Annotated in this window: 9 protein-coding genes; 1 reads left to right on the top strand and 8 read right to left on the bottom strand. The window is 58.8% G+C overall.

All coding sequences use genetic code 11. From position 1 onward, the window contains the following. Positions 1–9: 9 nt before the first annotated feature. The 7 genes from Pan181_RS10820 to Pan181_RS10850 form a co-directional block, all read right to left on the bottom strand. Positions 10–2,259, bottom strand: a complete 2,250-nt coding sequence (locus Pan181_RS10820) for a hypothetical protein (RefSeq protein ID WP_197529153.1) — start codon at positions 2,257–2,259, stop codon at positions 10–12. Between the two features lie 9 nt (positions 2,260–2,268). Continuing rightward, entirely contained in the window at positions 2,269–4,764 is a 2,496-nt protein-coding gene (locus Pan181_RS10825) for a hypothetical protein (RefSeq protein ID WP_145246822.1), read from the bottom strand. A 26-nt stretch (positions 4,765–4,790) separates the two neighbouring features. Further along, positions 4,791–7,001: a BatA domain-containing protein gene (locus Pan181_RS10830; RefSeq protein ID WP_145246823.1), complete on the bottom strand. Its 2,211-nt coding sequence runs from the start codon at positions 6,999–7,001 to the stop codon at positions 4,791–4,793. Positions 7,002–7,038: 37 nt separating this feature from the next. Next, a complete protein-coding gene (locus Pan181_RS10835; RefSeq protein ID WP_145246824.1) occupies positions 7,039–7,923 on the bottom strand; it encodes a DUF58 domain-containing protein in 885 nt (294 codons plus the stop codon). Further along, the gene (locus Pan181_RS10840; protein WP_145246825.1) at positions 7,913–8,953 is read right to left on the bottom strand and encodes an AAA family ATPase; all 1,041 of its coding nucleotides are present in this window, start codon (positions 8,951–8,953) and stop codon (positions 7,913–7,915) included. Before Pan181_RS10840 ends, Pan181_RS10835 begins: the two co-directional genes overlap by 11 nt. A 73-nt stretch (positions 8,954–9,026) precedes the next feature. After that, positions 9,027–10,064 carry a prenyltransferase/squalene oxidase repeat-containing protein gene (locus tag Pan181_RS10845; protein ID WP_231943807.1) on the bottom strand — a complete coding sequence of 346 codons (1,038 nt, stop codon included), beginning with the start codon at positions 10,062–10,064 and terminating at the stop codon, positions 9,027–9,029. Positions 10,065–10,122: 58 nt separating this feature from the next. Then, positions 10,123–14,697, bottom strand: coding sequence for an outer membrane protein assembly factor BamB family protein (locus tag Pan181_RS10850; protein WP_197529154.1), 4,575 nt, complete (start codon positions 14,695–14,697; stop codon positions 10,123–10,125). A gap of 806 nt (positions 14,698–15,503) precedes the next feature. On the opposite strand from Pan181_RS10850, the gene Pan181_RS10855 reads away from it, so the two are divergent. Then, a complete protein-coding gene (locus Pan181_RS10855) occupies positions 15,504–15,827 on the top strand; it encodes an HU family DNA-binding protein (RefSeq protein ID WP_145246827.1) in 324 nt (107 codons plus the stop codon). A gap of 93 nt (positions 15,828–15,920) precedes the next feature. On the opposite strand, the gene Pan181_RS10860 is transcribed toward Pan181_RS10855, so the two are convergent. Then, positions 15,921–16,946 (bottom strand): dockerin type I domain-containing protein, encoded by a 1,026-nt coding sequence (locus Pan181_RS10860; RefSeq protein ID WP_145246828.1) that lies wholly within the window; start codon positions 16,944–16,946, stop codon positions 15,921–15,923. Positions 16,947–17,020: the final 74 nt, after the last annotated feature.

Raw genomic sequence — 17,020 nt, forward strand, 5'->3', positions numbered from 1 at the left:
CAGATGATGTTAATCAAGCAACAGGTCCCGGAGGTTACTCTTTTGTTGTTCTTTGGTCTTTTCGTTGATCTCATCCTGTTGGCGGATGATCTCGCGGAGCATGGCGATCACTTCGTTATAGTTTTCCAAGCCTTGCATCTCCCGCAACAACTGCTCCACTTCGGCAATCGCCTGACGAGTTTCGTTCTTGGCGATGTCGAGCGTCCCCTCGTTGACCAAGTCGGCGATGCGCTCGGCCACTTGGGGCATCCGCTGCTCGCCGAGCGAACGCAGCGGCGCGGCAATGCGGTTGCCGATGCGGTCGGACAGTTCCGTGTTTTCAATCCGATTGTTGAACAGCTGGGCGTGGATGTCCTCGAACCCGGCGGCGACGCCGAGTACTTCGTCGCCAATCTGGCGAGCGGTTTCGGCCTGACGACCCGCCTCGCGGGCGAGCTGCGCATCGGCGTCTTCGGTCAACTCGTTTTCGTCCGGTTCGTCGGAGGGAACCTCGGTAGCCTCGGCAGTGGCCACCACTACGAGATCGGTACTGGCAACGCCATCCATTTTTTCGAGCGAATCGTAGAGCAGCAGCAGTTTATCGGCGATCGACTCGAAGGTCTGTCGCAAGTTTTGCTCATTGGCCGCCAGGCGGAGCATCAGATCTTCCTCCGAAACGATCTCGAAGCTCAGTGGGCGGGCGGTCGACTCGCGGGAGTTTTCGTTCAGATCGTAACGATCGCTGGCTCCTGCGGTGATGGTGATCAGCTGCCCTTCCGAGAACTGATAAAGCGGGTCGTCGGCATGCTCTTTGGCCAGCTGCGCGAGGTCGACGGTGGCCAGCGTGATGACCTCTCCATTCGCCGCGGCTGGCATGGCCACGTCGACTCGGGGGAGCGACTCGCCATCGTGCACCAGATCGACCCAGGCGGAGTTCACCGCGTAGTCATCTTCGATGTTCAGCTGCACTGGCACTTGAGCGTTGTAAGTGATGGCGGTGCCAATGCCTTGCCGCGAGGCAAGCACCTGCGGCAGTTCGTCCTCACGGGAGACGATGGTCACCCGGAAAGGCTCGGCCGAGGAAATGCCGTTTTCGTCAACCAGTTCGACTTCCATCTCCATGTCGTCGGCAGCGACCGTCAGCGGTTTCTCGAAATCGGTCGTCGCTTCGTTGGTAATCACCGGCGTATCGTCGGTCTGTACGACGCGTCGCCAACGAATCTGCGACAGCGGTTTGTTCGCTTTGCCCTTGGCGACCAGCTTGGTCCCTTCGGGGAGCTCGACCCGCGGCCCGGCAGGAATCGAGCGATCCGAGCGATCCAAGTAGGCGGGATACTGGCACTCGAAACTGAGCGCGGTGACCTTGGGACGCTCGACCACCTCGAGCCGCAACCGGCGAAGTCGATCGTCGCCGCCGCGGATTTCGAATTCCACGTCGCTGGCGATCCGTTCGAACAGGTACTCAAATCGTTGGGCTTCGTCGCGTCCCGATTGGGCGTCGCCGATCCGCACCAGGTCGTCACGACCCCGGCGGCCTTCGCGCCAGCGGTAGCGAATGGTAACTCGCTCAGGAGCCGAAAGCCCCTCGGCCAGCGAGGCCTTTACCACCAGCGGCACATCGGCATTGCGAGCCACCCGGCGGACAAAACCACCTTGGCCATCGGGTTCGAAGCCATCGATCTCCAGCGACACGGTTCGCGGCCATTGCTCGGGCGACAACGCCAAACGCTCGGTATAGGCATCCCACACTCTCGGTACACCAAGTGCCAAGGCAATAACCGAGATCGCGAGACCACCTACCAGCAAGGCAAAACGGTTGAGTCGCACTTGATTGAGCAGGCCATCGGTATCGATACGCCCGACCGCCTCGGCTGCTTCCTGCAAAGTGCGGCGGGCAAGTTCGGGATGCATGTCGTCCCGATCTTGATGTTGATGGATATAGACCGCCGACGACAAAGCATCCGCAAGCTCAGGATGTTTGCGTTCGATGATCAGGGCCAGGCTGTGATCGGAGAGATCGACCAGCCAGCGGCGAAGTCCCCACCAGACGATGATCGACACTACCGCAACGGAAACCACCACGTGGGCGGCCATCCGCCATTCGGGCGAGGGCTCGAACATCCAATCGACGAGCAAACCTCCCCAGAACACGACTCCCAGCAGCACCAAGGCCAGCAGTATGGCTTCGGCCCACACATAGGTGCGTATACGGCCTCGCAGCCGAGCGAGCAACTGGCTCACCGGGGTGTAGGCGTCGTTCATTGGGGAAGTGGATGGCATAGACAAAAATTAAGCGAGGTAACTCAAACGACGGATGATCCATTCGATGGCCAAGACACCGGTAACCAGGCCCAGCAGCCAGAACGACTGTTGCCGAGCGAACGACTTGTCGATGGCACCGACCACCCGCTTGGATCGCGATTGGCTCGGGAAGGCGGCCGCCAGCGATGGGGTCTGCTCGTTGCCTTCGATGGCCAGCATCGCGGTGGGGTAGTAAAAGCCTCCCGTTTGGCGAGCGAGGTTTTCGAGGTCGACGGTATTGCGGGTGGTTTGGCCAATTTCAAGCTGTGGAGTTGTGACTCGAATGGTACGCACCAATTCGTCGGTCGAATCGGGAACGACCAATCGCAACCGATAGGTGCCTGGAAGAACGACGCGAAACTCGCCGGCAAAGTTCCCTGCCCGAGCGGCATCGGCGGTAAGCCGAAGACTCTGCCCGCGATTGCCCGGCATTTCGATCTCGAGTTCCACGCTCTCGGCGATCAGTGGTTCCATCTGCAGGTCGGACAGCATCGCCCGCACGGGAACCGTGGCTCCCAGTTCGTAGCGATCCTGGGCGAGCAGCAACTTGCCGCGCGGCGAACCTTGCAGCAGCCGGCCCTGGCTCGTGTGCCGAAGCATCGAGGTCCACAACCGATCGTTGTATTTGGTGTCGAGCTTACGCAAACGCCAAAGCTCGCCGCTACCGATGAACAGCACCTGCCCAGCCCCGTAGTAGTGTCCCACGATATAAGGCATGCCGTTGTCACCGTCGGAGTTGGCTCCAGCTTCGACATAGACCGTTGCACCTGGCTTGGGGCCGTCGTGAGCGAACGGAGAATAAATGCCAAGGAACTCTTCCCAAGCCAACAGACTATCTTCGCTATTGTCGGCCAGCCAGAGAAACTCGGCTTCTTCCCCTTCACGGGTAAAGGTCAGTGGTTGGGCGACTTCGTTGTTCTCGTCGCTACTGCTAAGTCCCAGCAGTTGCTCTGGCATGCGGACCGGGTACAACCCGCGAATCGTCCGCAAGCGATCATCATAGCCCCATTCGGCAGCATGAATCCGCCCTGGCACGACCACCAGACCACCGGCTTGTCGCGCGACCCACTGCTCCAACCAGCGAATCTGCTCGCTGTTGAGCAAGGTCCAATTCGGATCGAATGCCACGATGGCGTCATACTTCGAAAGCTGTTCAGCCGTGGTGGGGAACTCGGTAAGAATCTCATTCGCGTCTTGCGAAATGCCTGGCACAGCGGTTTGCAAAAGTACGTCGACCACAAAGCTCTTGTCGCGTTGCAGTTGATTACGAACAAAGCGGTAATCACGCGTGGGACCACCGGCAAACAGCAGCACCTTCGTCTGGCGGTCGATCACCGCGACGCGGGCTTGTTGGACGTTGTCGTCTTTCAACACCTCGCGCGAGTTCGGCATCGCGCGGACTTCATAGATGTATTCGCCCGGCTCGGCCGGGGTGGTCTCGAAGCGAATGGCTTCGATGGAGTCGTCGCCGTCGATCGGCACGTTGCGCGATTCGAGTATCTCCCAGTCGGCTGGTGCGGCGGACTCGTCATCGTTGGTCGCGGGGCGACGCGACAACTGCAACTCCACTTGCTGGCCCGACAGGTCCTGGGCCTGCAGCACCGCTTGCAAGGTGAGTTTGTCGCCGGGGAAGGCTCGCTCGGGAGCGATCAGCTCGCGGACAATCAAGTTTGCGGGAGCGGTGGTTGGCCCAAACGCAACACTACTGACTGGCACCTTGGCTTCGCCAGCCGCTTCGCCGGCCGAGGGAAGGTTCAGCCCGCGGTTCTGACCACCATCGGTCAGCAGTACGATGCCCGCCAACGGCAGGCCTTGGTAGCGTTCGATGGTCTCGGCGATCGCATCGCCCAAACGCGATTCGTGCCCCGCCGGCATCAGTTCGGTGGCCAGTTGCGCGGGATCGACTTCGGTTGCTGCGGTGTCGTCTTCTTCGGTATCGCTTGTTGCCGGCTCTTCGTCTTCGCTTGCAGCGATTTGCGGAAGGTAGGTGAACGGGCGAGCTTGTTCGCCAACCGCCACCAAGTCGACATCGTGCGTCGCCCGCAGTTCTTTGAGCAGTTCGGTGTCGGCCAGCAACGTAAGCGCCTTGGCCGCCCGGGTGGCTTTGTCGGTAGAGGTCGCTTCGTCGGCAGGCAGGTCCATACTCAAGCTGGTGTCGACCAGCACCGCCAGTCGCGAAGGCTCCACCACCTGGGTGCTGCTGCGACGTTCGAGTCCCAAGAAGAACACGACGAGTCCTACGATGGCCACCGAGCGAAGAGTCGCCAAAAGCATTGCCTTGGGGAGCGATACGGTTCGCGCCTCACGGCGGTACATCCACCACACAAACCCCATCAACGCTATGACCAGAGCCACAAGTGCAGCTACCCAACCACCCGCGTCGCGGAGCGACTCGAGCCGCGCAAACTCATACACCGCTTCGGCTGCCGATTCAGCGGCTGCGAGCGGGGCGAGGTCGGGCGTGGTAACGAAATCGGGTAGCACCTGGGCGTTCCTATTCGTGGGTTGGGTTATTCGTGGAAGCTGCAGGCGTAGGCCATCGCTTGTTCAGCGACCAGGGCCAACACCAGGAGGGTTAGTAGTACTTCGGTCCAGTTCGATTCGCTGGGGTTTGCTTCCGACGATAGTTCGTCGGCGTAACGCAGCCCAAATTGCTCACTGGCAAACTTTTGTCGTAATGTCGCGTCGGCAATCAGTTGAAGGTTGCCTTCGCCTGGTTCTGGGTTCAACGCGGCGAGTCTGGTTTCGATCCCGCCAGCCGCCCGGTCGATTTGTAGTTTGTACAGGCCTGCACGGTCGATCGGTTCGCTGACGATGGCCATTGCTTCGGTCGTCGAGTCGGCCGCCAGGGTAGCCTGGTAGGGAGTTCCTTTGCCCATGCGTGAAATAGTACCGGAGCCGACATATTGATTGCGATCGAGCGGCATCCGCACCGGCTCGCCGACCGTAAGCACATGGTCGGCATTCGCCCCGTTGGCAAGGTAGCCAAACAGTTCGTTCGCCAGGACCACAAAGGCCGGATTCATGCCGAAATTAGTCCAACTGCCGAGGTTGCCTTGGTCGGGCGAGACCTTGCTAAGCTGCGCGACTACTTTGCCTTGACCAAAGTGGTTTTCCACTACCAGCGGGGAGCCGTCGGTGAGCTTCGCAATGGTCTTCACGTCGGTCGTGTTCTCGGTTTGCCAGCCACGTTTGAGCGAATAGTAGTAGTTGATCCGCATCAGACTGAGCATGCTGTTGCGCTCGCCGCGGAAGATGCCGAATACGGGATGATCGACAACGCGGATGTCGGCCACGGGGCCTTCGGAGTCGTCGCGCGATGGGAGCCATTGCGTGGGCAAGTCGGGAGGAGCGGGCATCAGTCCCTCGCCAGCGGCAAAGGCTTCGCCCGACCAGAATTCGCGATCGATCGACTCGCCAAGCGTGATGAACAAGCCCCCTCCATCGCTCACAAACGTGGTGAGACGCGTGAGGTCGTCGGCCGAGAGTCGCGGAACATCCAAAATCGCAATAGCTGCGTAAGGATAAAGCGAGCCGAGTTTGCTGAACTCCTTGGGAGTGACCACTTCGGGCTGCCAGCCGCTTTTGATGCTGCCTGGAGCCAACGCAGTCGACAGATAATACGATTCCCAGCGCTTCGGCGAGCCATCCACCAGCAGAATCTTCTGGGCTTCCGGAACTTGCGTCGCGTACACTCGGCGGTTGTCGAGATCCACCGCGTCGGCGTCCAAGTTGCCAGCCAGCCAGTGAGCGCCGGAGCCAACGAAGGTGGCTCGGAACCGACGATCGACCTTGGCACCCGCTTGCACGTCGCCGACAGGCACCGCGACAAGTGGGCTGCCATCTTGTTCGAGTTCTACCACCACGTCCCGAGCGAGGGTGCTGCCGTAGTTCTCGACCGAGAGTTCCATCCACATCTCCACGCCTGCTGCTCGAATGCCGGAAGCAGGTGCCAGATGGGTAATCGCGAGATTCTCGTGAGCTTGCCGTACGGTGCGAACGAACTGAACTTCGGTCGCCTGGGCTTCGAGCGAGGCGACCGCCTGCTGGATGGTATCGAGTTCTTCCATCGTGTGTTGACGGAAGTCAGAGACGATATGCACTACCAGATCTTGTTCGGCAGGCTGCAAGCTGGCGAGTTCCGCCGCCCGACGCAGTGCGGGCAGGATGCCGCTGGCGGTGTCGGAGGGCTGTGCGGTTTCGATGCGGGAAATGAGTTCCTGTCGCGACTTGGCGTCCAGCGGTCGACGGAAAATGGCAGGACGCGGATCTTCCGACTCCACTTCGGCTTCGCTGAATCGCAGCACGGTGATCATGCTGGCGGTCGATTGGTCGGCCGCAGCGTCGGTGATGTCGCGAACCGCGCCGAGGGATTCCTTCCAGGCGGTCGTTTCCGCCCAGCGGTCGGTCGTGGAGTAACTATCGTCGAGCACAATCAAATGATGCACCGGACGGTTCAGCAGTCGACCGATCCAGCCGCTCCGAGTGGTGGGTCGGGCCAGGAGTAGCACCAGCAAGGCGATGGCCGCGGTGCGGAGCAACAGCAGGATCAACTCTTTGAGGTTAATCCAAGTTTTGCTTCGTTCCTGGCTTTCGAGCAGGAACTCCATGGCTGCCCAAGGAATCCGCTGTTGCCTGCGGAGGTTCAATAGATGGATCACTAGCGGCAATGCCACTAGCGGCAATCCAATCCAGAACACCATGGGAAACAGGAACGACACGCGAATTACTTCAGTTAGGAGGGATCGATGGGGGGAGTTAAATCTTGGATCGTTGCGATAGGGTGCGACGCGTCAGGATGGACATCAAGGCGGCATCCAGCGGGTCGCTGGTACGAATCAGCGAATAGTCGACCGCATTCGATGTGCACGACTTGCGGACTTTGGTCAGGAAGCGTTCGAGGGCTTCCATGTAGCCCTTGCGAAGCGCGCGTGGGTTGCAGTCGATGATCTCTTCGCCTTCCATGTTCTCGAACCGTACTGGGCCGCGGAACGTGAAGTCGAGTTCGTTGTCGTCCATCACGTGCAACACGACCACATCATGCCCGATACGCCGCAAGGTGCCGAGACCGGAAATCAGCTGGTCGGTGTTGCAAAGCAAGTCGGAAATCAGCACGATCATGCCTTTCCGCGGATTGGTCTTGGCCACGTGGGCGAGCACCGCGTCGATGTCGGTCTTGTCACGTGGCTCCACTTGCTCCAGTGCCCGGGCGATGCGGGCGAGGTGGTTTCGCTGATTCCGCATCGGCACTTCATGGCGGATCGCTTCGTCAAACACCACGCAACCGACCGAGTCGCTTTGTTTCAGCAGCAGGTAAGCAAACGCGGCCGCTGCCGTGGCGGCGTAGTCCTGCTTAGTCATGGCGTCGGAGCCATAATGCATGCTGGCCGAACCATCGACCACCAGCGTGCAACGCAGGTTCGTGTCTTCCTCGTACCGTTTGACGTACAGGCGATCTTGCTTGCCCCAGACTTTCCAGTCGATGTGGCGCAAGTCATCGCCAATCGAGTACTCGCGGTGTTCGCGAAACTCGATCGACTGCCCGAAGTACGGGCTGCGGTGCATGCCAGATAGTAAGCCTTCGACGATGTAGCGAGCCCGGATTTCGAGCCGCCCGATGCGTCGAATGACATCAGGAAGCAAAGACTTTTTGGAAGCGGGGGTCACCACTCAACTGGTCCTCTCTGGCAGGTAATGATTCGATCAGGCGGGCGATGACGTCGTCGGACGAAATGCCTTCGCTCTCGGCGGTGTAATTCACAAGCAAGCGGTGGCGGAGTACCGGACCAGCGAGCGCTTGGATGTCTTCCAAGGCTACGTGCGGGCGGCCCAGCATCAGGCTACGGGCCTTAGCGCCCATCAGCAAGAACTGCACCGCTCGGGGGCCGGCACCCCAGGCGAGGTTATCGACTGCGTACGGATCGGCTTCCGGTTCGCCGATACGGGTGGAACGAACCAGGGCTACCGCGTACTGGATTAAGTGTTCGCTGACAGGAACCAATCGAACCATATGCTGAATCTCAAGAATCTCGTCGGGCGAGAGCACCGGCTCGACTTCCGAAGCTTGAACGCCGGTCGTGCGACGGGCAATCTCGATTTCGTCCTCGATCGAGGGATACTTCACCATGATCTTGAGCATGAAGCGGTCTTGTTGGGCTTCGGGCAGCGGATAGGTGCCTTCCTGCTCAATCGGGTTCTGCGTGGCGAGCACGAAGAACGGATCGCCGATCTGATGGCGCACGCGACCGACCGAGACTTGCCGCTCTTGCATCGCTTCGAGCAACGCAGCTTGGGTCTTGGGAGGAGTACGATTGATTTCGTCGGCCAAAATAACATGGGCGAAGATCGGGCCTGCCAGGAAACGCATTTCCCGTTGACCGGTCGACTTGTTTTCTTCGATGATGTCGGTGCCGATGATGTCGGCCGGCATCAAGTCGGGCGTAAACTGAATACGGCTGAACGTCAGGTTCAACGACTTAGCCAAGGTGCTAATCAGCAAGGTCTTTGCCAACCCCGGAACACCTTCGAGCAAACAGTGACCACGGCAGAACAGGGTGATCAACAGTTGGTCGATCACTTCCTGCTGTCCCACGATCACTTGGGAGAGTTGTTGACGTATACGATCGGCCGCCGAATTCAGGCGATCGATGGAGGAGTCGGAATGTTCGGACATGAGAGACTTACAAGGTAGGAAGAAACATCTGAACTCACTCGGGCGGCAAAGCCGCGCCGACCGGGCAGGCAGACTATCGTTGATAAATGGGTAAAGCCGCGTTGTCTAATTGCAGGATGATTAAGTTAAGCGAAGTCGTGTAGACCGCTCCAATGTAGCCTTGGTCCCACACCACTCCTTTTCCGTCAGGCAAGTTCACCGGCTTGGCTTCGCGAACCAGCTTGGCGTACGTCGCCGCGCGGTAGCTATCCCAGATGTCGCCCGCTTCGCGGTACTGCACCTGAGAATAGTAAAAGTGTGCGTAGTGCCAGTGGCCGTAGTTGTCTTGTCCTCCGCTACCAAGGTGTTGTTCGCAGTACTTCAACATCCGCGGCACGTAGTCTTCGTCGTACTCTCCGGCATTAAACAAACAAGCAACCGCAGCGGCAGTGATCGCCGGCCGGCCACCTCCACCCTTGCTGCTGTACTGAACTCCACCGTCCCGAAGTGTACAATCCTTAATGTACTTAACCGCCTTGTCGATCACCTCTTTAGGAACCGGAATTCCCGCATTTCGGCAACTACGAAGCCCTTGCACCTGCGTAATCGTGGTGGAACCTTCGTCAAAGCCATTACCATCCTTCGCACTGACGTACCCCCACCCTCCGGCATCGGTCTGTGCCATGGCGGTGAATCTTACGGCCCTGGTAAGCACATCGACAAGTTCTTCGCGACGCTGGGCATCTTCTTCTTCTCCCAGCACCTGCGACAGAAACAGCATCGAAAAGCCATGTCCGTAGGTGTATCGGTCGTCTCGTAGGGGATCGCCGATCAGACCGTTCGGGCGGCTTTGACTGATCAGGTAATCGACCGCCCGGCTGATGTTCTCGGAGTAGCGACCCTCGGTCGTGGTCGATCCTTCGCACAGCATGGCGAGTCCTGAGAGAGCCGTCATGGCAGCGGGATAACGACCTTGCGAGGTCCAGTGGCCGAGTCGCTGTTGTCGCGACGCGAGCCAATCGAGGCCCTGAGTGACGACACGATCGATCTCTTCGTCATTACCGTAGGCAGCGAGCGGTGCGCACACAGCGATCCAGGCGGCCAGTGCCGTAACGAAACATCGGGCGTTCATCGGTAGAAACCTCGATCCTGTGATGTTGGGAACCGCGCCTGATGTTTGTTGCATGTTGTTAGTCGTCGACATCCACATCCCCCGACGGCGAGTCATTCAACGATCCTCCGAGTGACCGCCGCAATAGACCAAATATACCAGCACTAAGGCTTTTTTGGGCTCCTTCCACTTCTGCCAAGGCGACCGGCTCAGGCGCTCGGGGCGCATCGGTAAACTCTAGCGTAACTTGCGATTGGCGTAAATCAATTTCTACCGCGGGAACCTTGCCGTGGTTAATACGCATGGCCATCGGCTGATTTTGAACCTCGCGAAGTCCATTATCACGGAATAAACTGCGGCCGGTTCGCTTATCCAGGCAGAGCAAATGGGTGTTGCCCGATTGATTACTGGTGTTGTCGTCGGCATACCGACTCACGAATACCAGCACCGGCGAACCGGTCGGTTGCAGCATCCAGAGCCCCTGCCCTTTGACCGTAGCGGGCTGCGACCAGCGAGGCTCCCCGGTCGTGGGATCTAATGCGTAGACATGTCCCGTGAGCAATGGGGCGTTATCCATCGGCCGATTGCCGGCGGTGTTGTACTCGGCGGCCGACTTCGAGTTAGTACCGACCACGAGGAGATCGCCACAGAGCAGCGGATGGATACTCTCGAGTCCCTGTTCAGGTTCCAGGTCTCTTTCGAACAGCACGCTGCCCGACTCGCAGTCGATTACTTCCAGGTGCCCTTCGGAGTCCATGGCGGCCAGCAGCTTCGAAGCAAACGAAGCAACTTTCGTGGTGCTGGAATACTCACGCTCAACGAGTACTTCGCTCGTCAGCGTATCGATTACTTGGATCTGACGATGCCCTGACTTGTAAAGGGAGACTACAAGATTGCGACCGACAGTGAGCTGTCGTTTACCTTCGGGGGAACGCCACTCTCCGATGGTCGAGCCGTCGATCATCGAGATGACTACGCCTTCGATTTCCCCTTCCGCCTGCATGAGTAGGTGGTGCGAGTCGCCAAAGCAGGTGCCGCCGGTTGGAAGGCCCTGACGCGACCACACCAGCTGGCCATCGGCCGGGTTGTAGCAGGAGACTTGGTCATCCTTGCGAAGCACGACTCCCAAAGGCGATGCATGGCAAAGCTCGCCGCTGGGGCTATTGCTCTCGGTGTTCATGTCGGCCTGCGAGGGAATGAAAGCCCCCTGTACCAGACCACGATTTTGCAACTGAATCATTCGCAAGGTTTGTGCGCGCATCCGCGGATCGGGATCGGTGGCCCACAGTCGCATGCCTTGCTCACCCGGATTGGGACGCAGGTCGATGGTCGCCACCTCGTTGTTGAGACCCAGCACAATGAAGTGCCCAAAACGGATCGAGCGAAGCTCTTCTGTGGAGTTCGAATTCTGCAGTCCAGCCATTGGCAGCGGCACGCCATGCGTGAGTTCGCCAAGGGGGTTCCAAGCAAAGAGTTGCGGTACGCCCGCGTGGGCGATCGCCAGCAGGTTGGGGCCCGCCAACTCGACCCCGCATGTTTGCGAGCTCACTTCGGTGCGAAGCGTAGGAGTATTTCGGCCGCGGTTGTATGGCACCGAATTCGTGGAGGTGACCGGAGTCGCCCGACCGTTGGTAATGTCACTGGTGACCTGCCCATCGGGCCAAGAGTAATAGTCGCGTAGATTGGATCCGAGCCAGTTATGCGGATCGTAGTCGGGCGAGTTATTGCCTGGCACCGCGGCGATGGCCAAGGCGTCGGGGGCGCTCCATTGAGCATTTCGCTCCTCTAATTCAGGAGAGAGCATGATCAGCTCAGCCTCGGCAAGACGTCCGACTTTCGACCATTCGCTCGCCAAGTGGATGCGAATGTCTCGACCCGCGGGAATGGCTCCGAAGTATCGGACCAATCGCGAGCTTTGCTGCATCAATTCATCCGACTTCGCTTGCAGGTCGAGACGGTGAATCTCGTCGCTAATGTCTTGTTGCAAGGCTTCGTCGGCAAGATGCCAGACTCGGCTGAGTCGCTCGGCAAACCAGCGTTCCGACTGCACGGTATGTTCCGGCCCGAGGTCTACCATGTCGTCGAGATCGATGGCATAGATCTCTCGCAAGAAGGCAAACGCCGCGGTTGCGTCGCCTGCGGCCAGCGCTCCATCAGTGCTAAACCGGTAGAGTTCCAGCCGTTGCCGGGTGTCGGTCGAGAGCTCCTCGAGCAATTGCGTATAGCTGCCGAAGCGAGTGTAATCGGCTCGCATCGCTTCGACCAACGCTGAGGTTAAGCGATGACGAATCAATGGATCGTTTGGCGTCATTCGATACGATTCTTGCAGCAACTGAATGGCCTGGTCGAGCTCGTCGTTGGCCCACGCCAGTTCGCCGCCGATGCGGAGGCTTTCGGCGGTTACCTGGTTATCAGCCTCGGCAGCAGCTAGTTGTTCTTCAAGCAACTCCAGGCGATCAAACTTGGTGAGCGTGGTCGCCGACTGCGATAGGATCGAGCCACGATGGTAGGCCAAGTTGCCTATAGCGTCGCACTCACGAAGATCCAATGTGTAGGCAATTTCGCGTTTGCTCAGATCGATGACGACCACCTGACTATTCGACAGAGGAGCCACCACTTCGCCCTTCGATAACAACGCGGTGCCAGCGATGGCGACTTCTTCGGGGAGTTTAATGTCCGACTCGCCGGATGCTGGTTTGCCGCTCTCTAGTTCGACCAGCGAGAATTGGGTCCCGCCCGCTAGTACAACAGTTTCGTCGGCGACGCCGACAAGTTGAGTTAGTGACCCACGCTCGAGCGACCATTGCTTCTCGCCGGTATACAGGTCTAGGCAGTACAGATCCTCGCACTCCGGTGCAGTGATCAGTACCGAACCGTCGGTCACGAGCACGCGGTTACGTTGCCATCCGGTGGTCAGCCGTGGCTGGTAAACTCCGAAGGTTTGACGCAGGTTGTTACGATTGGCCACCGACTCGTCGACTTCGAAGCGGAACACCCAGCGGAGACTCCGATCGATCGGATCGACGGCCACAACGCTGCCGGCGCCGGTCGGGCAGAGCACGAGCCCACCTGCCAGCGTGGGGGTCGCCCCTGCGAGCCGCCGGCCGACGTCGAGCAACACGCTTCGCTCAAGGTTCGCGAGCGGCTGCTTCCACTCCAGCTCACCAGTGCGGGCGTTGAGTTGAATGAGATGGATGGAGTTTACGAACTCGGCAATCACGAACAGCGAGTCCCCTTCGGCCAACGGTGGGCCAAGGAAGAAGCATCCAGTGAGTTCTTTGTTGTTCTCGCCATTGATCTCCCACACCCGCTTCCCTTCGGTGCGCAGATCGAAGGCGGTGAGCGTGTTGCCTGGCTCTTCGAACTCTTGGCCTGTACGGAACAGCCCCTGCACGCGGTAACGGTTGGCCGACCGCATGTTGATGCTCTCGAGGTTGCGAATGGCATACACTCGCTGGCCGTCGCTGCTGATGGCCCCGTAAACCGAATCTAACCAGAGTCGTTGATCGGTGGCGTCGAGCGCTACGATCGACTGGTTGTTGTTCGACTGGTACTGCAGCTGAATCGTGTTTTTGTCGTCTTCCACCGAATCGGGACGAGTTTCCCAAACGCGACGCCCGGTCTGCCAATCGATGGCAACCAGATTCGTAGGGGTACGAATGACGACATGATTGCCGACCGCGACCGGGCTGGAGACTAAGCCCCACGCAGCGCCATGGCGATGCTGCCAGTCGACTCGCGACTGCAGGCGCTCGGCCACGTTGGTTTCTTTCACCGTGCGAGCTTCCCAGGCCGGCCAAAGGTGGGGTACAGGACTTACATTGACCAACGGATTGCGTGATGCGCTGCGACCATCCACCAACCAGCCAGCCGGCATCGGCAAGCGACTCGGCTGCGCGGCATAGGTTTTCAGTTCGGTGAGCCAGTTCTCCGTGTTATCGGTGCCGAGCAAGCGAGCCAGTTCTGCTCGTTCGCTGGGAGACTTCATCGCCCGCAGTCGCTCGATGCTTCTGTTGAGTCCCTGCGTATTCCCCATCGCGGCATTGCACCATGCCAGTCGGGCTGCGATCAGTGGCGAGTACCGCTGGGCGGCCTTCGACCAACCGAGCAATTGTTCGTACACTCCGGCGGCCGTATCGTAATGCCCCTTATCCAGATTCATCTGGGCCAGCATCAATCGAGCTTCGACGGCTGCTTCGGTCATGGGATATCGCCGGGCGATGCGGGCCAGTTCGGCAATCTCGCCAGCCGACACGGCAGCATCGAGTTCTCGCCGAGCTTTCACCCCTTGATCGAGTTCAAGGGCTGCGACTCCAGCGGGTGGTAATTCGCTGAGCAGCTTTTGGACATATTGTTTGAGCCCCTGAACCACGTCGTCCGCGCCGCGACTGCTGGCGAGCTCAAAGTTGTCCTCCTCGGCCTCCAGAACGCGGTCGATCAGTGGCAACGCTTCGCTGTAGCGTCCCGCATCGATCAACTGCTTGGCCTGCCGGAGGTCCTGCGACAGACGACGGTTCGTTGGAAGATGGGCCGAATAGTAGAGCGAGTGCAGATCGCTGGCTTCTTCTGGCTCTTCGGCAACTTCGTCGCCGGCGTCTTGGGCTGGCACCACCTGGGCGATAACCGTTACCGGAACCCCATTGATGGCAACCATGGCAACGAGCAAATAGTGAAGACTCCGGGACAAAAAGCAGCTCCGAGGCCTGTAGAGAGAGGATCTACCAGAACTCGCACCGTGAGATGGCGAGAACTTCGAGGGATCCGAAACAAGGCATGAGAACTGGCAGCGGGTCATCATCCTTTACTCCCCGTGCGCCTGGTGGGATGGATTGGTGTGGAGTCTGTGTTGTTATGTCTAATCCTATGATACAGGTGACTGTCGCTCGGGGCGACACTTTCGATTCTTTCCAAGCCGTGAATCCAGCGGTCCAGCTTACCTGAATTGTCGTGATTTTGAGGCGCAGGACGCCAGATTGCTTTTCGAGCTTAGGCGAAGTCCCCTATTCAGTGCAATGCGAGAACCCGCTGCTTTGGCGATTGGACATTCCATGGTGGTCCGGATGAGGCGGTTGCGCTGGATTTTGCGTGCTCGGTTCCGGTCGTATCGGTTGTAGGGAACCCATTGTCATCATAAATTGTTTGCTGGTTTGGGTTTACGTTCTATTGTTAGGCAATGAGTTTCCTTGCTGAGGGGGCTCAGATACCCCCTACGTAAGGGGGTGGTTGTTGGTCGAATTTGTATTCTGGTGCCACCTGGAGGTTGGCCGTTTGAACGGATCGAAGCATGTCGATTCGGTGTGGTAAGCCAAAAAGTCCTTGTTCTAGAGGGGTTTCAGGCCATTCCGCACTTGTAATTTTCGTGCTTCAGCGCTCTAATCAGCACGTTCGTTAACGGAGGACGATCCTACTCGACCCTTCCAGGCACCTGTTTTCAAGTCATTTTTCGGAGGAACCAGACCCATGGCGAAAGCCGCTCCCAAGCCACCCACCAAGACGGAAGTCTACGCCAGCATTGCCGAGAAGACCGGTCTGACCAAGCGTCAAGTTGCAACGGTGTTCGATGCTCTCAACGAGGAGATTGAAAAGGCTCTCACCGGCCGTGGCGCTCCGAAGACTTTCACGCTGCACGGTTTGTGCAAGATCGTGTTGCAACACAAGAAGGCCACTCCCGAGCGCGAAGGTATTAATCCCTTCACCGGCGAGCCCACCGTATTCAAGGCAAAGCCTGCGAAGAACGTGGTGAAGATTCGTCCGCTGAAGAAGCTCAAGGACATGGTTGGCTAACAATCGCCAGCACAGCCCGTTGCCAGGCGATGGGCGAATGACTCAACACTAAGGGGCCGGTTTGCCATGTTGCTAACCGGCCCTTTGTGTGCGCTAACGCTTTGGTCGCGAAGCAAACAAGAGAGTTGCACCAACCAATAGCAGCGAAAGCGATCGAAGCTCAGGTACGGCCGCGATGTTGCTCGCCTCGATGGAATTGCCATCTAGCAGGCGGCCATAGTTGTTCCGCCAGATGACGTAGTCGCCGGAGTCGACACGACCGTTGCCGTTGCCGTCGGCATTGGTTAGGGTTCGCGAGCCGAGTGTGTCGCGCCATACCGTGTAGTCGGCCAGATCGACGGTGCCGTCGCTATTGAAATCGCCCTGCTCGGCTGGCGTGGGTATGATCGACATATTCACTTCGCGGTAATTCATCTGCCCTGCCCCGCTAGCCGTGACCGACCCAAAGCGGAAGATGGTTTCGTGCTGGTCGGCGTACCCAGGCCAGCTAGTAATCCGATGGTCGTCAAAGTAAAAGGACGCTTGCTGATTCGCGGAGTCGTATCGCAGCTCGTAATCGTGATACTCGTTTCTCTGCTCCGCGCTAGCTAATACGAAGGTGGCTGTTTCGATTGGCGATAAGTAAACGTTGCCACGTAGTTGGCCAGCGGTGTCGAGATCGATCATCACTTGGTAGAGCTGGTCGTCGAAGTAGGCCGAGAGTCCCTGGTTGGCACTGCCGCTCATGGTGTCGACGAATTGGGCGGTGGTGCTGAAGCTCCATCCTCGCTCCCGAGCATTCGCTAGATTGGGGCTCCCTTCGAACAGAGTCAGGGAATAGTTAGGGTCGAGGCCGTTGTTCCCCTGGTCGGTGATCTGCCAGGCGGTGCGGCCCCCGCCGGCATCGCCGGTGACGCTCTGCCCGAGAGCCGGATAGGCAATTTCGTTCCACGAGGGGATCCACCCCCAGTCTCTAGAAGGCGAAAAAGCAACCGATCCGTCGCCAGCCGAGTAAAGTCCGAGTATCTCGGCCTGCGCCGGTAAAGATAGGGCCAGCAGAATCAGGCTGGCAGCTAGCCCAGTGAGGCTGGGAATTGCCAAGCAGATAGTTGGTTGCCAGCGGCCGTTGCCAACTTTCATTGGTAGTCTCCACGCACATGTTCCGGAAAAGGGTGCCCCTGGCGTCGAATACTAGCCAAAATGCGTTGGGCGGA

This window comes from Aeoliella mucimassa (assembly GCF_007748035.1).
Classification (GTDB): domain Bacteria; phylum Planctomycetota; class Planctomycetia; order Pirellulales; family Lacipirellulaceae; genus Aeoliella; species Aeoliella mucimassa.